This window comes from Microbacterium sp. NPDC007973, assembly GCF_042958465.1.
Lineage (GTDB): Bacteria > Actinomycetota > Actinomycetes > Actinomycetales > Microbacteriaceae > Microbacterium > Microbacterium galbum.
Genome location: NZ_JBIBJJ010000003.1, coordinates 530351 through 548914, shown reverse-complemented (window position 1 = coordinate 548914; position 18564 = coordinate 530351). Strand labels below are relative to the sequence as shown.

Below are 18564 nucleotides of genomic sequence, written 5' to 3'. Positions count from 1 at the left end.
ACCGCCGTGCCGCCGCAGGCCTTCGATAGATGCGCACGTCATACCAGTCCGCGGTGCGTCGACTACCGACCGCGGACCTCTACATCAAGCCGGCGAGGTCGAGCCGGTTGTCTTTGGCCGTCTGGGTTGCGCTTGAGGTGCCTGCCTATGCGAGCTCCTGGGCACGGCTCAAAGTGGACTGAATCCGCGCCCCTCGTCGCGTGTAGCCAAGCTCGGACATGAGCAAGCGTTGCTCTTCCTCATGGGACCGAAGCACGTCGTCGGAACGTACGTACCGCACAAGGTCGATCAGCGTTGACATCGAGTAGTCGGTGATCTGCTCTTGACGAACGAAGTCCGGACGAGGTCGCTTTCGCTCAGTGGTGCCCTCGCCCCAATCTTGCGTTGACGGGTCGGCGATAACCGGCTCGACAGTGAGATGCTCTGCGCGTCTGAGGGCCTCCTTAAACGCGGCGACCGCTCGTCTAACCTCGCCGTCAGCGTCGTTGAACCAGTCGGTGCTCCAGATGCGGTGGAACGTCCAGCCGCGTCGTTCGAGGAGCTCTTGGCGAAGGCGATCGCGCTCACGGGCGATATGCCCGGAGTGATAGGCCGCGCCGTCAGCCTCGACAGCCAGCACGTGGCGACCCGGGAAGTCCGGGTGACGAGCTGCGAAGTCCAGACGATATCCACCAACCCCGACCTGGGCGTCGAGCGTCAGGCCGGCGTCTTCGAGGCGTCGCTTGATGTCGATCTCGAACGGGTTGAGCGCTATGGCCCGCGGGGTTCCGTCGGTGAGGTCGCGTCCACCAGACCCCATGAATCGTACGAAGTTGTACATCAGGCGGTAGCCCGCGGAAGAGTGTCCATCTGGTGGTACGTCGTCCTTCGAGAAGCTGGTCACGAGTGTCATGCGCTTCTTGGCGCGCGAGATGGCCACGTTCAGGCGTCGCTCACCTCCCTCGCGAAGCAGCGGCCCCCAGAAGTAGCGGAGCTTGCCGTCGGCATTCTTGCCGTAGCCCACCGTTAGGAAGATGGCATCGCGTTCATCGCCCTGCACTCTTTCGATTGCCTTGACGAACCAGGGCTCGTCCGCGTGTGCGGTGAGCGCGCGTTCGAACTCCGGGTCTGCTTGTGCCGCGAGCTCCAGGGCTCGTTCGATTCGCGCCTCATGCTTGATGCCGAAGGCGATGATGCCGACGCTTTCCTCCGGGTGCGCCTTGACCTGCTCTTTCACGAGCTCCACGACGCGCTGCACCTCGAGCTCGGGACTATTGGTGCCACCAGCGATGCCAGGGCTGTAAGGCACGACTTCGTGGTGGATCGATTCCATCGTGTCCGGTGCCGGGAATGTTGTGAGACTGCCGCTGTAGACGTGCTCGTTGGAGACAGCGATGAGTCTCTCGTCGTACGACCGGTAGTGCCACTGGAGGCTTCGGCTCTGTCCCGCCAGCAGTCGGTCAGCCGCGAACAGAATGCTCTCCGCGTCCCGGGTATACGACGACCGTGCTCGTGCGGGCTGCGCCGACTGTTGCTCACTGGGTTCCGTCTCCAGCGCAACGGCTTCCTCCGGTTCTTCCTCCTCGTCTTCGAGAACCTTCGAGAAGAACTCGGTGGGTGGCAGCTGACGAGAGTCCCCGGCCACAATCATTTGGCGCCCACGGATAAGAGCTGGGATGGCATCGGCCGGCTTGACCTGGCTGGCCTCGTCGAAGATGACGACGTCGAAACACTGCGCCGCAGGCAGGATCCGTGACACCTGTAGCGGGCTCATTGCCCACACCGGCTTCGCCGCGAGCAGTACCTCGGGGGCCTCTTCGAAGAGACGGCGTACGGGCCGGAAGTTTCTCTTGCGCGTCACTTCCATCTTGAGCGCGCTGTGCTGGTCGGGGTGGGCGTCGAACGCCTGTTTGAGGTACATCGCTGCCTGGCGACGCACCCGCGCCGCGTTGGCATCGAGATGGCTTGAGTCGAGCCGCTGGAACGCTTCCGCCGCGGCTGTGAGCTCGCTTCCACGAATGCCCGCGATCGCGGGGCTCGCGAGTTCCGCGGGCTCGAGTACCGACCGGATCACCACCCAGCGAAGAACATCGCTCGGGCTGGACTGCATTGTGTTCCCGGCTCCGAAGTGAGCCCGCAGCATGTCCACCACTGGGCCGACGCTCCGCGAACGAAGTTCCTGTTCCAGGCCATACGCACGCACCATTTGGGACGGTCGGACGTCGGCTAGGAGCTCATCGAGTGTGGCGGCAAGATCAGTGAAGGTCGCACCATCGAGTGAGGTGCCTTGCGTTGCTTGGATCAGCGCCGCGGTGCTTCCGCGCGCGGAAGCGAGCAGAGCGGCGGCTTGTTCGGCCGATTCATACGGGAGCGGGTGCGGTCCCGTTGCCCATGCTCCGCGCACGGCCTTCGCTTTAAGGAGAAGCTCCAAGCGCTGCTCCGCGGCAATGCCTGCGAGCAAAAGGGTCGCGGCCTTCTTGCCTTCTCGGCGACGTCCCCAAGTCATGCCAGTCATCTCGCGGCGGTGCGGCTTCGACATTGCCGCGATCATGCCGTCCAGGTCGGTCTCGGAGAGAAGGTGCGGAGAGGCCTGGGACACGAGGAGCGCGTCGCGGTGGAGCTGAGTCAACGGATCGGCATCGAAAAGACCGCGCGGGGCGCTGTGCCCGCTCGCATTTGCCTGTTGAGTGAAGTGATGCTCGAGCGCCGGAAGAGTTGTCCAACGCAGGTCGAGAGCCAGCTGGCGTAGCCTCTCGGCCTCCGCACCGCTGGTCATAGCGCCAGGACGCCATCCTGTCATCGTCGTCCAGGTCGGAGACAAGGCGCCGAGCCGGTGCAACTCGTCAAGCGCAGTCTCAAGAGTGCGGAGCGTTGTCTTATCCCACGCCTTGAAGATGTTGGGGTTGAGGCGAAGCGTCGTGCGGGCGTCAGGCGAGAAGCCAAGCGATCCCACGCGCAACTCGTGGATGCTGACCCCCCACGCATGGTCGGGACGGAACAGCGCATCGTTGTGCCCGACGAGGCGTGCCCGCGACGCACTGAGCTGAGCGTGAAGCTGAACCGTGTCCGGCGCGCCGATCTGCTGCTGTCGATCCAGGACGGTGCGCAGTTGCTCGGCAATGAATCGCCGCGAACCGTCGGCTGCGAACAGATCGAGTAAGAGGTGTGACAGGTCGGCGCCGTCCAGCCGATCGAGCACAGCTGTGATGGCCGCACGTTTCTGCGCCACGAAGAGAACGTGCTTACCGCTTGCCACTAACGCCGCGATGACGTTCGCGATGGTCTGGCTCTTGCCAGTTCCCGGAGGGCCCTGCACCACCATATTCCGACCAGCAAGCGCCGCATTGACCACGTAGGACTGGCTGGCGTCAGCGTCGAGTACCAAGAACTCCGAATCAACTGGGGTGTAGTCCGGATCAGACTCCTGCACACTGACGTCGGACGCGGCAGCACGAACGCGCGCCGCTGCCGCGGCGTCTCCGGCCAACGCCGCAGCCAAATCGGAGCCCTCCAACGCCGCCGCGTTGGCAACGTCATTCACCATCGGCTGCTTCTGATACGAGAACGTTCCGATCAGCAGATCTGGCTTCGTGAGGAATGCAGCCACGTCATGGCAGTCCCGGCCAAGCTCATCGAGCACATTCTCAAGCGTCGAGCGCGCGGCGGAGAGATCTGTGGCTGTCTCGAGGTCCTCAGCGGCATCGAGGATGGCCTGCCCGTCGATCCGGTCGAGGCCGAAGTTCAGGACATGGAGCAAGACCCCGTTGACTTGGAAGTCGTCGCCAAGCTGCAACTGCCATTCGTCGGAGATCCCACGGCGCCGAGTGATCTCCACTGGTCGCAGCAAGACGGGAGCGTTTGGTGCGGGACCACGACGCACGCGTGCCTTCGAGCCATCGCCTGTCTCCGCAGCCTCTGCATCAGCAAGCGCGCGGTTGTTGTCCGGATCCCATGTAGCGAAGCCCAGCGCAAGGTATGTAACCGAGACGCCGTATTCCTCCGTCGCCTCGCGCTCCTTGCGGTGCAACGCTGCGGCGGCCTTCGTCGCTCGTTCGAGATCTACCCCGGGCGCGAATAGATCGCGGAGGGAGACGGAACTCCCTCGTAGAAGCTTGGCCACAGCGGTCTCGGATGCTGTAGAGAGGTCCAGGGTCGTACTGGTGGCCTTGAAATGCAGCAGTCGGTTCGTGCCGCTGACGTCGATCAGCGCGCTTTTCCATTCCTGAGAGGCGCGAGAGAGATCTGCGGAACGAACCGCACCGTCGCTCACTCGGAGCCTCCAAAGGAACTGCGCATGCGTACGATTTTGCCAGGGGGAGTGGACGCCGCTTCGCACCTTATGCGCGCATGTCTAGGTGCGTGCATCAGCTTGCGCACGAGCGGAAGGCGCCGACGATGTCGGACGTCGCTCGGCCTTGCCGAGACGGGGTGACGAGATCCCGGCGTGGACCGGCGTATCGACAAGCAGGCGTAAATCGCGCTGCTGCGCGAGTACGACCTCACCAGAGACTGGAGGCCGCTCGCTGAGTTCGTGCCGGTCCGGCGCCTCGATGACGCCGAGAACGGGTGACCGGATTACTGACCAGAAACCCTCAGATTGGCCGGCATCGGCCGGTGCTTGCCGGTAGTGTCATGGTCATAAGAACCGCGGAAACATGCGGATTCTCGCCGGATCGGCGCTCTGGCGTCACCTGGTCCGAGCCCGTCACTTCTTCTTGGTTCGAGTTCAGCTGTGATCCTGAACGACGTTGGTTCTCTAGCCGAGTGTTCCGCGAACCGCAGCCCGCCGTGCAGCAGCTCTCGCCTCAGCCAAACGCGGTTCGAAGATCTCAATCCCTCGCTCCCCGAGACGTGCTAGGTCCGACTCGGGCGATTCACCCAGCTCACGGCACACCTTGAGGTGTCGTTCGAGTCGTTCGTGCTCCTCGCCCCAGTGCGTTCCGACTTCGAGGGTCCAGAGCAGATCGTCGGGCTGCCACCGGAGCGGTCGGAGCATGACAGCGAGGACCTTCAGCGGGTACCGCTTGCCGTGCTGGAACCGTGTCGCGTGCAGCAGGTTGCTGAGCGACACCGGGAAGGCGGGGTCGGATACGGCGGTGGTTATCCACTCGACGTCGGCGGATGAGATGACCCAGAACAGGTTCTTGGCCATCGGGCTCTCCCGCACCCGGTTCCAGAGCTCGAAGCGATGCGTCCTGCTCAGTTCACGCGCGCTCTTATCCCACTCGTCGAAGTCATCGTGACCCACAAGCGCTTCGACATGCTTGACGAACAGATCGATGTACGCCTTCGGCTTCGTCTTCGCGAGGACTTCGAGCGCCTGGGACTGCATGTTGTCGCGCATAGCGTCGGACGGGACGACAAGGTCGCTCATGGCCGGAGCCCAGGTCGGGTCATCTGGCATCTCTTCGGAGGAGTATGACATCTCCGCAGCCCACAGCGCGGCCGCACTGCTTCGAACCCCGGGGTCGGGGTGGGTGAACAGCGCATGGCGAGTGGACTCAGATGCATGACGAATCGCGTAGGACGAGTCGAGGTCTTGGATGTCTTCGGCCTGGAGCGCGTCTATGACGAGCCTCGCGAGTTCGGCATCGTTGCACTCGCTGATGACCGAGCTAATGAGCGAACCTCGCCCGGCAGCGTTGCCGAGGAGCTCCGTGGCAAGCGGAACAGTCATGACGCCGTTATCGACGCACCTGCTGATGAGGGGGCCTGCTGCGCGACCCAGTCCATAATCCAGCGCCGCGCGGAGCCAGAGGTCGGGGTCGGGACGCAAGGAGAGACGAGCCATGATGCTCCACGCGGCTGAGCCGTGCTTGATCATCGCGAGGTCGGCGTCGTGGTTCACGAGCCACGTCATGATGACGCCGTGTGGTTGCTCGATGTAGGCCGCAAGTGCCCGGTCAAGTTCCGCGTTTCGGATACGGCGGTCCTCTTCCCAGTCTTCGGTGAAGTCGCGCTCGGTGGCCAATGCCAGGAAGAGCTCATCCGGCTCGGCGAGCTTGATGTCGAGGCTGGAGGCTTCTCGGTTGAAGACTGCGCGTAGGCCTGGGGTGGTTACCAGCGGGGCGATGGCCTTGGAGATCGAGACCGCTACCCGTCGTGCCGCGGTCTGCTGGCCTGAGCTTGGGAAGCCACCGAATGGCAAGGAGTAGCCGCCAGCAACGTGGGTCCAGTTGCTCATGACCTCGATGAGGCCTACGAGCTCCTCATCCGATGTTAGGGCGATTCGCTTCACCAGCTCTGGTTCGAGCGCGTCGAGCATGGCACGGATGTCTTCTTCGCTCCAGGTGAAGGATTGCATGACGAACGAGTTCATCTTCTCGGGGCTCATATAGTTGCCGTCGAAGGTCGGTTGGAGGACATGACCGGCGAGTTTGAGCCAGACGTTGTCAGGCAGACCTTTGGCTTGGTCGCTCCCCATTGCAGCGCACAGGTGCACAATCGCCGTTGAGGTCGGGCGATCGCCAGTCTTGGCGTCCTGGACATCCTCAACGACCGTCTTGATGGGTGTCGCGTAGTCCCACCCGTGTGCTGCCAGCTGGGTTAGTGAGTCGAAGAAGAGGGCGACACGTTCGGCCTGTTCAGCTTGAAGAGACTCTGCGACGCGCGCGGCGAGGACTTTGGTCGCGGTGACAGCAGTCTGTTCATCGTCCCTCTCGGCTGCGTCATTTACTGCCTGCTTTAGGTATTCGAAGACGAAACGGGTGCACTCAGGGTTGATGAGTGCGTAGGTGCGCGTGAGCTCGTCACCCTCGGGCCCGAATCCGAGGTCGGGCAGGACCGAGCGAAGCTCAGCGGCAGGGGGCACTATCGGTTCTTCGGCACCGAGCAGCGCAGCGTAGATCTGCGTTTGCAGGATGCCGGGGAGAAGCTCAGGCAACGCGGCCTTGATATCGCTGATGCGTACGGCGGTTGCGTGACCGGAGAAGTAGACATCGGCCACGATGCTCGCTGCGATAGTGCGGGGAACTACGCGGTAGGAGTTCTCGAACATTCGCCCGTCGGCGGAGTTCCATAGTCGGTTACGGCGAACATCTACGAGTCCGGCGATTGCGACCGAGCGGATGAGCTCCTCGAACTGCGTAGGACTGAGTTCAAATAGCTTCGCGATGATTCGGGTCTGGTCCTCGTTGGCGTCGCCCACAAGGGCGATGGATGCGAGCAGTTGGATGGCCTCGGCTGGTGCTTTGGACCGGCGAAGGAATGCCCGGATCTGGTCTCTGAGCGCTTGCCCGGTCCATACGGCTTGCCAGGCACCTTGCTGGACGAGAAGGTCTGCAAGGTTCAGCGCCCACGCGGGGCGCCCTTGGGCTTGCTGGAGCAGATGAGCGATGACCGAGATCCGCGTGATGCCTCGCTCGCGAAGGAGGGTCCCGATCTCCTCCACGGTGAGGAGGTCTACCTCGATGTCGAGTGCATTCGGAAGATGGTCGGCGACGCTCTCCGCCTCGTGAGGCCAGCAGGTGACCACGACGCGGAACTTGAGGTTCTCCGCGTGCCGAGCATGTAGGAGGTGTTCGATGTCGTCGGTTCGGCCGCCGGCGTCGTCTACGACAACTAGCTTCGGATTCGCGGTAAGGAGGTCGTCGAGTAGCCGCTCGGGTGCCGCGTTCCGTTCGAGGAACAGTGCGCCAGGCAGCCGACCGGCGACGTGGCTCTTGCCGGCTCCGGGGACACCCCATAGGATGAGGTCCCGCTCGGAGTTCGCGGCTCGATCGAGGAGTTGGTCGCGGCCGATGGTGGGGAGCTGATGCTCGTCCGGTCGTGCTCCGCGGGGCGAGCGGGAGAGGCTGAACGCACCCCCTTCGATGTGCAGGATCTTGCGGCGCCAGTCGGGGTCATCGCGGAACGCGTTGGCGAACCAAGGGCGATCGTAGACCTGGATGAGTTCGCAACTGAACTCCTTGGCGATGGCGGCCAGTTTGATGCGCTTCTGCCGGTTGATCTCGGCAAGGTTCGCGACGACGACTTGGTCGACGCGCTTCTTATGGTCTCTGGCAGACTTGAGGCTCCCGCGGAGACTCTTCTTAGCGCCTTCCCAGGTGCGCGATGAGGTGATGATGAGGCCGAGAACCTGGCCGTTTCCCTTCACGAGCTCTGCGTCAAGTCCGTGGTCGGTTCCGCCTGCGACGGGAACAAGTCCTGGGTAGTCGTGGGCGACGAGCGCTGCCGCGCAATCCTCGAAGTCAGATTGTTGCAGGCGGTATCGGGTGTCGTTCAGACGTTGGTCAATGCGACTGAGCAGGTCCATATCGACTCGTACCCCTCCATCCTTACTCGATCCTGCAAGATGACACTTCAAACGTAACGAGTCGGCCCGTTTCTCGGCTGCGCCACAACGGGGTGACACACCGGTCGCCCGACGCCGCCGTGCTGCGTCGCCGGCCGCCGGACCTGCACAGTCGAGTGACCTGACGGCGCCCGCTTCGACGACCGGTTCGCGAGTGACGTGAGTCAAGGCCAACGCATCGCCAGATTGAAGCTCACCCGGTAGAATCGGACTGCCGACGACCTGGCGGAGGTGAGCATTGATGAAGCGCAAGAACGTCACACATGAGGCGCTTCGTCGTGCGGCCATGCGCTCCACGCGGGCATCTGCGGCGTTGGAGAACAGGTCGGTCCCCGTCGGTGCTGTTCGTTCCGAGAGGGTCGAACGGTTCCTCGCCGTGCGCGCACAGCGCGCTTGAGGGACCTCGAGCCCCGCTACGGTGAGACACCGCTGGAGCCAGAAGAAGCGGATGCTCTCACCCCGCAGGCTCGCGAGATCCTCGGTGACCAACCGAAGAAGAACGACCTGTATGAGGCCGAGCAGGCGATCAACGACGAGGTCAGCATCGCGCTCCTCGACGACATCGCCGAGGGGCGGCTCGTGCTTGCCGACATCCTCACGGACGCGTTCCTCCGCGATCTGCATCAGAAGCTCTACGGCGATCTGTGGACGTGGGCAGGCCGGTACCGAACACGCGACCTCAACCTCGGCGTCGACCCTGCGCGCATCGCCGTCGAACTCCGCGGATCGCTCGACAACATCCGCTACCGGTGGGAACACACCGACGACTGGACCCCGCGCGAGCTCGGCATCGCGGTGCACGCCGAGTCCGTCCGCATCCACGGCTTCGTCGACGGGAACGGGCGGAGCACGCGTCTGCTCGCTGACCTCGTCTTGCTCGCGGCGCAAGACGCCGAGGCGATCGCGGAGACGTATGACTGGCGCATCGACAAGAAGGCGTACATCGCGCTGCTGCGCGAGTACGACCTCACCAGAGACCCAAAGCCGCTGGCTGAGTTCGTCCCCGTCCGGCGGCTCGACGACGCCGAGAACTGGTGACCAGATTGGTGACCAGAAACCGCCAGATCGGCCGGCATCAGCCGGTGGTTGCCGGTAGTGTCGTCGTCATGAGAACCGCGGAATCACGCAGATTCTCGCCGGATCGGCGCTCTGGCGTCACCTGGTCCGAGCCCGTCAGTTGTTCTTGGTTCGAGTCCAGGTACCCCAGCTTCGAGAAAAGTCCCGATGATCGAGAGATCGTCGGGACTTTTCCGTTTCTCCCAGCCGACGCCGAAGCGGCGGGCCCACACTGGTGCGATGGGACTCTTCGTACAGCGACCCGAGGAACCGAGCGAGTGGGCCGGGTTGCCCGGTGAGCCGGTGCGGCAGCGGACGCGCGCCGAGATGCTCCCCGACGATGAGCACCCCGAAGCCTCCCCGGCCGGTCTGCTGGGGCTCGTCGACGCGCCCATCGCCTCGATCGAGATCCCGGTCCCGCCCGCCGAGGGCGCGAGGGACTGAGCGCGTGATCATGCGTCGCGCCGCGACTCCGCCGTCGCGCGCCGAACGGGGGAGGCCGCGCGTCGTCGCCGCGGTGGCGTTCGTGCTGCCGCTCGTCATCGCGGGCTGCGCGCCCACGGCATCCTCCCCCGTCGTTCCGGCCGGGAGCGCCCCCACGCCCTCACCGTCGGCGTCGCCGGGGGAGCAGGCGCTGGCGCCCGCCATCGCGTCGCCTGACGATCTCGCGGGGACCGAGGTCAGCGTCGCGATCGGGAGCGCGCTCGTCGTCGCCGTCCCCGACGGCACCGAGGCGGAGTGGACCGGCACCACCGCCGACGTGACGATCGCTGAGTTCTCCGCCGGCGGGCCCTCGGAGGGCGCGGTGTTCCGCCCCGGGTTCATCGCCCGCGCGCTCGGGACGACGGCTGCGACCGTCACCGGCCCTGACGGGAAACAGGTCGACTTCACGATCTCCGTGGTGGCGCCCTAAGCGCCGACCGCTCGTCATCTCGTGTCGAGCGCGGGTCGTCGAGGCTCGCCCGTTCGTCGCGTGCGGCGAGCGGTGGAGGTCCGCGCGCCCGCGCGCCGCTGTGCCGCGCCTTTCCCGTGAGGACGCGTGGCGCCGTGTCGGTGCGCCGCGCATCTTCGCGGGATCCGATCATTCTGTTGCCTTGTGTGGGTTCATGTTGTACTGTGTGGGAATCTTCGAAGGAGATCCCGTGTACGCAATGGAGCGCCAGCAGCTCATCGAGCGCGAACTGCGCGAAGTCGGACGCGTCAGCGTCGTCGATCTCGCCCGCCGCTTCGACGTGACGACGGAGACCGTGCGTCGCGACCTCGACCGTCTGGAGAGCCTCGGCTCCCTCCGTCGCGTCCACGGCGGAGCGGTCGACGCCGGTCGGGCCAGCACGGCGGAGTCCCCGCTCACCGAGCGCCGCGAACGTCACGGCGATGCGAAGCGCGCAATCGCCGCGGCCGCGGTCTCGCTGCTGGGTCCGGACTTCCGCGGCTCGGTCTTCCTCGACGCGGGGACGACGCCCGCCGCGGTGGCCGCTCTGCTGCCCGAGGCTCTCGGCGCGGGTGCCGGCGCCGTCGAGGTCGTCACGCACTCGCTCGAAGCGGCGCACGTGCTCTCCGGCGATGACCGCCTGTCGCTGACCACCATCGGGGGCCGCGTCCGCGGGGTCACCGCCGCTGCGGTCGGCGCGCACACGGTCCGCACGATCGGTCAGCTGCGACCCGACATCGCCTTCGTCGGCACGAACGGCCTCAGTGCGGGCTTCGGCCTCAGCACGCCCGACCCCGACGAGGCCGCGGTGAAGGCCGCCATCATCCAGTCGGCCCGCCGCGTCGTGCTCGTCGCGGATGCGGCCAAGTTCGGAGAGGAACTGCTCGTGCGTTTCGCCCAGCTCGACGAGATCGACGTCCTCGTCACCGATGCGACCCCGCCCGCCGATCTCGCCGACGCCCTCGCCGACGCCGACGTCGAGGTGCGTGTCGCATGATCGTCACCCTGACCGCCAACCCCTCGGCCGACCGCGCCGTCGTGCTGTCCGACGCCCTCGTCCCGGGCGAGGTCCAGCGCGCCGTGTCGTCGCGGGAGGATGCCGGGGGCAAGGGCGTCAACGTCGCGCGCGTCGTGACGGCTGCCGGCGCCCCGGCCCGCGCGGTCGTGCCGGTCGGCGCCCACGACCCCTATCGCGTCCTGCTCGAAGACACCGGCATCGGCCTCGACATCGTCGAGGTGGCCGGTCGTGCCCGCGCGAACCTCACCATCACCGACCCCGCGGGCGAGACGACCAAGCTCAACCTCCCCGGCGCCGAGCTGAGCGCCGCCGAGGCCGAAGCCCTCACGGCGGGTGTCGTCGCGGCGGCCGAAGGGGCGACCTGGCTCGTGCTCGCCGGGTCGCTGCCTCCCGGGGTCCCCGCGTCGTTCTACGCCGATCTCGTGTCCGCGGTCCGCACGCGGTGGGGTGTCGACGCTCCGCGCATCGCCGTCGATGCCTCGGGTGAGGCCCTCGCGGCAGTGGTCGAGAGCGCTCGCCCCGACCTCATCAAGCCCAACCACGAGGAGCTCGCCGAGCTGGTGGGCGAGGATGCCGCGGACGACGTCGACGTGCTCGCCGAGGCGGTGCGTCGTGCCACGGCCCTCGTGCCCGGCCGTGTGGCATCCGCTCTCGTGACCCTCGGCGCCGATGGCGCTCTGCTGTTCACGGCCGAGGGAGCCTGGCGCGGACGCGCCCCCAAGATCCAGGTCGCCAGCACGGTCGGCGCGGGCGACAGCTCGCTCGCCGGCTATCTGCTGGCCGATCTCGACGGGGCCTCGGCCCCCGACCGTCTCGCACGCAGCATCGCCTACGGCGCCGCTGCCGCGACCCTGCCGGGGACGCAGCCCCCGACACCGGCCGATCTGCCCGCGGGCCCGATCGCCGTATCCGATTTCGCCACCCCCATCGCCACATCCTGACCACGGAGGTCACGACAATGTCCGACATCATCACTCCGGAGCTCGTCACTCTCGACGTGCCCCTGGGCACCGACAAGCAGTCGGTGATCCGCGCCCTGGCCGAGCGCGTCGTCGCGCAGGGCCGCGCGACGAGCGCTCAAGAGCTCTTCGACGACGCGTGGGCCCGCGAGCAGAAGGACGAGACCGGCCTGCCCGGCGGCATCGGCATCCCGCACGCGCGGAGCGCGTCGGTCACCGAACCGACCCTCGCCTTCGCCCGCCTCACGCCGGGCGTCGACTTCGGCGCCCCGGACGGTCCCGCCGACATCGTGTTCCTCATCGCCGCGCCGGCGGGCGCCGACGAGGCCCACCTCGCGGTGCTGTCGCAGCTCGCCCGCAGCCTCATGAACGACGGCTTCATGTCGGGTCTTCGTGCAGCGACGACGCCGTCCGACGCCGTGCGCATCATCACGGATGCCGTGAACCCCGCGCCGGCGTCCGCCCCGGCCGCCGAGGCCCCCGCCGCGACCCGCGCCGAGGCGCGCACCGCCACGGCCACCAAGACGAAGAAGATCGTCGCGGTCACCGCGTGCGCCACCGGCATCGCCCACACCTTCATGGCCGCCGACGCGCTCACCGCGGCCGGTGCCGAGACCGACGGCGTGGAGCTCGTCGTCGAGCCGCAGGGCTCGAGCGGCTACAAGGCGCTCCCGCAGAGCGTGATCGACGACGCCGACGCCGTGATCTTCGCGGTCGACGTCGACGTCCGCGAGCCGCAGCGCTTCGCGGGCAAGCCGGTCGTCCGCGCCGGCGTCAAGCGCGGTATCGAACAGCCGAAGCAGCTCATCGCCGAGGCCCTCGCCGCCTCCGACAACCCGAACGCCGCACGCGTGCAGGGCGGCGCCGCCACGGCATCCGCCTCCGACGCTCCGGCGGCCCAGCAGTCGGTCGGCCGTCGCATCCAGCGGTGGCTGCTCACCGGTGTGAGCTACATGATCCCGTTCGTCGCCGGCGGCGGTCTGCTGATCGCCCTGGGCTTCCTGCTCGGCGGCTACCAGGTGACGCAGAACGCCGCGAACGTCATCATCCAGAACTCGCTGTGGGACCTCCCGACCGACGGCATCACCTCGCCGCTCGGCCCGATCGGCCAATACCTCGGCTCGGTGGCCTTCATGATCGGTGCGACGTCGATGGGCTTCATCGTCGCCGTGCTCGCGGGCTTCATCGCCTACGCGATCGCCGATCGCCCCGGTATCGCGCCCGGCTTCGTGGCCGGTGCCGTCGCCGTGCTCATGAACGCGGGCTTCATCGGCGGCATCATCGGTGGTCTGCTCGCCGGCTTCATCGCCTGGTGGCTCGGCCGCTTCGACGCGCCGCGCTGGTTGCGGGGCCTCATGCCCGTCGTCATCGTGCCATTCCTCGGATCGATCTTCGCCTCGGGTTTGATGATCCTCTTCCTGGGCCGCCCGATCGCCGCCCTCATGGCCGCCCTCACCGACGGTCTCACCTCGCTCGCCGCCTCGGGCGCCGGTGCGATCCTGCTCGGCGTGATCCTCGGCCTCATGATGTGCTTCGACCTCGGTGGACCGGTCAACAAGGTCGCCTACGTCTTCGCCACCACGGGCCTCGCCGCCGCCACGCAGACCAACACGGCCCCGTACCTGATCATGGCCGCGGTCATGGCCGCCGGCATGGTCCCGCCGCTCGCGATGGCCCTGGCCTCGACGCTCCTCGCCCGCAAGAAGTTCACGCCGGTCGAGCGCGAGAACGGCGCGGCCGCGTGGCTGCTCGGCGCCTCGTTCATCTCGGAGGGGGCGATCCCGTTCGCCGCGGCCGACCCGCTGCGCGTCATCCCCGCGTCGATGGTGGGCGGTGCGATCACGGGTGGACTGAGCATGCTGTTCGGTGTGCAGTCGTTCGCCCCGCACGGCGGCATCTTCGTCTTCTTCGCGATCAACCCCTTCTGGGGTTTCGCCCTCGCGATCGTGGCGGGTACCGTCGTGACGGCGCTGATCGTCGTCGCCCTCAAGGGCATCGGCCGCAGCACCAAGGACGCCGCCGTCGCCGAGGCTGCTCCCGCAGCCACGGTCGCCGCGTAACACCCCGTCGAATCGGAAGGATTCACCATGGCAGAACGTCAGGCCACCATCGCCAGCGCCTCGGGCCTCCACGCCCGCCCCGCGAAGCTCTTCGTGCAGGCGGTGCAGGAGAAGAACGTCCCCGTCACCATCGCTGCCCAGGGCGGTCCCGACCTCAACGCGGGCAGCATCCTGTCGCTGATGGGTCTCGGCGCCGGCCACGGCACGGTCGTGACGCTCAAGGCCGAGGGTGAGGGCGCCGAGCAGGCGCTCGACGAGCTCGTCGCGCTCCTCGAGACCGACCTCGACGCGCAGTAAGCACGTCGCACCAGAACACCGGATGCCACGGCCCCGAGGGGTCGTGGCATCCGGTGTTCTGTGTTGGGCGGCGATCGGTCAGTCGAAGGTGAGGGAGAGGGACCCGTCTGCCTCGCGCAAGACGGTCCCGGTGTAGCGGAACTCGACGGTCGCAGGCGACCCGTCCACCGTCGCTGCAAAGGAACCCGTTCCCGATTCGAACCGCCAGGACGCCCCGTCCTCCGAGAGGAGACGATCGATCGTGAGGTATCCGTCGCTCGGGGCGGCCTCGATGGACGCGACTCCCCGCAGTTCCGGGGGACACGAGGGTCCGGAGAAGCCGGCCTCGGCGCATCTCCCGAACGCGGCCCGGAGCAGGGGAGTGGCCTCCGACTGCACGAGAGCCAGCTCGTCGTCCGGAACAGCCGGAAGCGAGAGGGGATCGCCGTTCAGGCCTGTCGTCGTCCCGTCCGGTACCGCGAGGAGGAACGACTCCGAGCGCTCGAGGACTCCCGTGGGGTCGGAGACCTCCAGCTGATAGCGGCCTGGCCAGGCGTGCGCATCGGCGCGGCCGTCCGACAGCGGCATCTTGCACGAACCGTCTATCGACACGTCGGCGACCGTCGGGCCGTCGAAGCCGACCGCGAGGCGCCAGTCGTCGGGGAAGGCGATGAGCCAGGAACCCGATTCACGCGTCAGAGCGAGGGCGACCGTGCTGTCCGAGGGAGCGCGGTAGCTGACCTGCGCTGTCGCGGTGTCCCCGTTCACCTGAAGAGCTGTCACCTCCGGTGCGGCGATGGGCCTCGATGTCGTCGAGTCCTCGGCGAGGGCGGGGCAGATCAGACCGTCGGCGCCGAGCGTCGTCAGCGGAAGCGCCTCCGAGAACCGCCCCTCGGCGACGGCCCGCAGGAACGATTCGACGGTGGAGCGTGCTTCCCCCTCGTCCCCGCTGTCCGCGGCCGGTGCGGCGCACCCGCCGAGCGCGATGACGACGGCGAGCAGCAGCGGCGCGAGGCCGCGGTGTGCGTGCTCCATGACAGCGCGGGGACCGTCGACCATGATCTCGGCTAGACCTCGACCGTGTCGCCGGGCTTCAGATCGACGAAGGAGCCGCCGTTCTGCTCGACCGCCCACGTCAGGCGGGCGTCGCCCATCTGCTTGCCGGCGACCGACAGGGTCATGTCGTGGGTGGCGAACACCCGCTCGGGCTTGACCGCGAGGACGTAGTCGATCGCGTCGCCGATCTTGAGCCAGGGGGCCCCGACCGGCGCGGCGAGGAGCGAGACCTTCTTGTGCTTCGGCACCGCGTAGGAATCGCCGGGGTAGTAGAGCGTGTCGTTGACGAGGACGCCGACGTTGTCGACCACGGGGATCGACTCGTGGATCACCTCGTGACGTCCGCCGAAGAACTCGAGGTGGAACGGCCCGAGATCGAGCCGGTCGCCGGGTTTCACGACCGTGATCTCGAACCCGGCAGCGGCGTCGCGAACGCCCTCGGGGCCGTAGATCGGCACGTCGGGGTGGGCCTTCTGCAGTCGCGTCAGGTGCTCCGGGGTCCAGTGGTCGGGGTGCTCGTGCGTGATGACCACGCCGACGAGACCCACCAGGTCTTCGAGGGGCGAGGTGAAGCTCCCGGGATCGATGACGAGCGTGTGCCCGGACTCGACGACGACGAGAGCGGCGTGTTCGTGTTTGGTGAGGCGCATACTCCGATCCAACTCCCGGATGCCAGGGGGCGGCAAGCGCTGGCGCGTGAGGTGAACAGCGTCTAACGCCTCTTCCGTTGACCGCCGGATCGCGGTACCGTGGCCGGACACGCCCGGGATATCGGTGGCTCGGCCCCGATTTTGCGTGCGCGTCATTCGTGGTGCATACTTGAACACGTTGCGACGCGGCCCCATCGTATAGCGGCCTAGTACGCCGCCCTCTCACGGCGGTAACGCGGGTTCGAATCCCGCTGGGGTCACCAACACGACGAAGAGCCTCGACCGAATGGTCGGGGCTCTTCGTCGTTGTCGGCGACCTCGGTAGGACGAGGAGCCGCATGCGCGGGTTGGGCCCCACCGCCCGGAGGCTCCGCGCGCCGTGAAGCGGCGCGTGGAGGGGGCGGAGGGAGAATCCCGCTGGGGTCACCAACACGACGAAGAGCCTCGACCGATTGGTCGGAGCTCCTTTTCGTTGTCGGCGACCTCGGTAGGACGAGGAGCCGCATGCGCGGGTTGGGCCCCACCGCCCGGAGGCTCCGCGGCATCCCTTCAGCTCTCGCGTGCGGCGCGGCGGCGGCGGACGATCCGGCGCGCGCCCCACACCACCGCCGCGGCGATCGCGGCCACGGCGATCCACGGCAGCAGGAACCCGAGACCGATGACCGCCCCGTTCAGCGTCGCGACGAGCCCGTTCCACCCGGCGGAGAGGCCGTCGCCGAAGCCGGCCGGGTCGGCGGCGACGGATGCCGTGCGGGCGGTCAGCTGCACGCTCAGCGACGACATCGCCACCTGGGAGGACAGCGACTGCAGGACCTGCCGATCGCTGTCGAGCTGAGCCTGCCGCTCGGCGAGGGCGGACTCGGCGGCGATGAGGTCGGACACCGAGCCGGCCTGGGCCATCAGTTCGGTCAGTCGGGCGACCGAGGCCTCGCCGGCGGCTACCCGCGCGCGCAGATCGATCGCCTGGTCGGTGACGTCGGACCGGGTCACACTGGTCGCGGTGACCTCGCCCACGTCGCCGAGGCCGTCCATCACGCCGGTGAGCGAGTCGGCGGGCACTCGGACGGTGATCCAGCCGGACGAGAGCGTCGCGCCGGTCGTGGCACCTTCGAGGGGCATCGCGACACCGCCGTCACCGAGTTGCGAGGATTCGACGTAGCCGCCGGCGGCGGTGGCGGCGTCGCCGATCGCCTCGATGGCGGTGCCGATGTCGTCGACGGCCACGGTGCTGGACCCCGTGGCGACGATCTCCCGCCCGGCGGTGGCCGTCGACGCGGAGGCTTCGGACCGGACTCCCTCGCCGCTCTGGTCGGGGGCGACCGGGGCGGAACCCGCCCCCGCGCCGGCGAAGTCCTGGGCGGACTCATCGGTCGTCCCGCTCTCCGGCGCCCTATCGGCTGCTCCCACGGCGGTCGACGAACCACTGACGCCCGAGGTCGTGCCGAGCGAAGGACCCACGACGGCGGCCACCACGACGACGGCCGCGGCAGCGCCGACGCCCGTCCACACGCCGTGGCGACGACGGCGACGACGGTCGCGCTCATCGGCGATCCGCCCGAAGACGGCCGTCTCGATGGCATCCACACGATCGGCGGGAAGGGTGGGGAGGGTGGGGCTGCTCATGGTGTCTCCGTCTCCATCGCGGTGGCGCGCATCCGTGAGCGGATGCGGGAGAGGCGGTTGCGCACCGTGCCGTGCGACACGCCCAGCGAGGCGGCGGCGGCCTCGTACCCGTAGCCCTCCGCCGCGCACAGCCGGAAGATCTCGCGGTCGAGCTCGCTCAACCGGTCGACGGCGGCCAGGATGGCGGCGACGGTCTGCACCTGCACGACCTGCGCTTCGACGTCGACGATGGAGGGGATGTCCGCGTCGAGTTCGGCGTGACTGCCGTGCCGCCGACGCGCCCGCAGGCGATTCTGCGCCTGCAGGCGGCAGATCGTCGCGAGCCAGGGGAGGAGCGAATCGCCCTCCAGGCGCAGCGTCGGGATCTTCCGCCACGCGACGACGAAGGTCTCCTGGGTGACGTCCTCCGCGTCCGCGGCCTGGCCGACCAGCCCGAACGCGACCCAGTAGACGGGCCGCACGTAGGCGCGATACAGCTCCCGGAAGGCCGCGTCCGACCCGGCGGCGGCGCGCGCGACGAGGGCTCTGTCGTCGATCACGGCGTCGGTCATCGGCATCCCTTCCCGGTCGGGCGAGGCTCTTCGAGCACTCTCTCATTGAGAGGTGTCCGCGCGCGGCGGATCGTCTCGCACAACTACGCGCGCAATGAGAAGTACTTGCATA

13 protein-coding genes and 1 tRNA gene are annotated in these 18564 nt (G+C 67.5%); 8 read left to right on the top strand and 6 right to left on the bottom strand.

Annotated features, from left to right (window positions below):
* Positions 1-145: 145 nt before the first annotated feature.
* Entirely contained in the window at positions 146-4249 is a 4104-nt protein-coding gene (locus ACFZA2_RS11640; RefSeq protein WP_391404727.1) for an AAA domain-containing protein, read from the bottom strand.
* Positions 4250-4735: 486 nt separating this feature from the next.
* Positions 4736-8233 (bottom strand): hypothetical protein, encoded by a 3498-nt coding sequence (locus tag ACFZA2_RS11635; RefSeq protein WP_391404724.1) that lies wholly within the window; start codon positions 8231-8233, stop codon positions 4736-4738.
* Positions 8234-8665: 432 nt separating this feature from the next.
* Here ACFZA2_RS11635 and ACFZA2_RS11630 point away from each other — a divergent pair, with 432 nt between their 5' ends.
* The 7 genes from ACFZA2_RS11630 (at position 8666) to ACFZA2_RS11600 (ending at position 14593) form a co-directional block, all read left to right on the top strand.
* Complete coding sequence (locus ACFZA2_RS11630) at positions 8666-9310, top strand: Fic family protein (protein WP_391404721.1); 645 nt, start codon at positions 8666-8668, stop codon at positions 9308-9310.
* Positions 9311-9568: 258 nt separating this feature from the next.
* On the top strand, positions 9569-9772 hold the full coding sequence (locus ACFZA2_RS11625) for a hypothetical protein (protein ID WP_366375750.1): 204 nt from the start codon (positions 9569-9571) through the stop codon (positions 9770-9772).
* A gap of 4 nt (positions 9773-9776) precedes the next feature.
* Positions 9777-10241 carry a hypothetical protein gene (locus ACFZA2_RS11620; RefSeq protein ID WP_391404717.1) on the top strand — a complete coding sequence of 155 codons (465 nt, stop codon included), beginning with the start codon at positions 9777-9779 and terminating at the stop codon, positions 10239-10241.
* Positions 10242-10470: 229 nt separating this feature from the next.
* Complete coding sequence (locus tag ACFZA2_RS11615; protein ID WP_391404714.1) at positions 10471-11256, top strand: DeoR/GlpR family DNA-binding transcription regulator; 786 nt, start codon at positions 10471-10473, stop codon at positions 11254-11256.
* On the top strand, positions 11253-12218 hold the full coding sequence (locus ACFZA2_RS11610; protein WP_391404711.1) for a 1-phosphofructokinase family hexose kinase: 966 nt from the start codon (positions 11253-11255) through the stop codon (positions 12216-12218). The genes ACFZA2_RS11615 and ACFZA2_RS11610 overlap by 4 nt, the downstream gene beginning before the upstream one ends.
* 17 nt (positions 12219-12235) lie before the next feature.
* Positions 12236-14296 (top strand): fructose-specific PTS transporter subunit EIIC, encoded by a 2061-nt coding sequence (locus ACFZA2_RS11605; protein WP_391404708.1) that lies wholly within the window; start codon positions 12236-12238, stop codon positions 14294-14296.
* A 27-nt stretch (positions 14297-14323) separates the two neighbouring features.
* The gene (locus ACFZA2_RS11600) at positions 14324-14593 is read left to right on the top strand and encodes an HPr family phosphocarrier protein (protein ID WP_076676061.1); all 270 of its coding nucleotides are present in this window, start codon (positions 14324-14326) and stop codon (positions 14591-14593) included.
* A gap of 78 nt (positions 14594-14671) precedes the next feature.
* Here the strand turns inward: ACFZA2_RS11600 and ACFZA2_RS11595 are convergent, their stop codons facing one another.
* Together ACFZA2_RS11595 and ACFZA2_RS11590 are read right to left on the bottom strand one after the other, a co-directional pair.
* On the bottom strand, positions 14672-15607 hold the full coding sequence (locus tag ACFZA2_RS11595; RefSeq protein WP_391404704.1) for a hypothetical protein: 936 nt from the start codon (positions 15605-15607) through the stop codon (positions 14672-14674).
* Between the two features lie 32 nt (positions 15608-15639).
* A complete protein-coding gene (locus ACFZA2_RS11590; RefSeq protein ID WP_391404701.1) occupies positions 15640-16278 on the bottom strand; it encodes an MBL fold metallo-hydrolase in 639 nt (212 codons plus the stop codon).
* Positions 16279-16465: 187 nt separating this feature from the next.
* On the opposite strand from ACFZA2_RS11590, the gene ACFZA2_RS11585 reads away from it, so the two are divergent.
* Positions 16466-16541 (top strand) — tRNA-Glu (locus tag ACFZA2_RS11585).
* A gap of 286 nt (positions 16542-16827) precedes the next feature.
* On the opposite strand, the gene ACFZA2_RS11580 is transcribed toward ACFZA2_RS11585, so the two are convergent.
* Positions 16828-17901: a DUF4349 domain-containing protein gene (locus tag ACFZA2_RS11580; RefSeq protein WP_391404699.1), complete on the bottom strand. Its 1074-nt coding sequence runs from the start codon at positions 17899-17901 to the stop codon at positions 16828-16830.
* On the bottom strand, positions 17898-18452 hold the full coding sequence (locus ACFZA2_RS11575; RefSeq protein WP_363391979.1) for a sigma-70 family RNA polymerase sigma factor: 555 nt from the start codon (positions 18450-18452) through the stop codon (positions 17898-17900). The genes ACFZA2_RS11580 and ACFZA2_RS11575 overlap by 4 nt, the downstream gene beginning before the upstream one ends.
* Between the last annotated feature and the right edge of the window lie 112 nt (positions 18453-18564).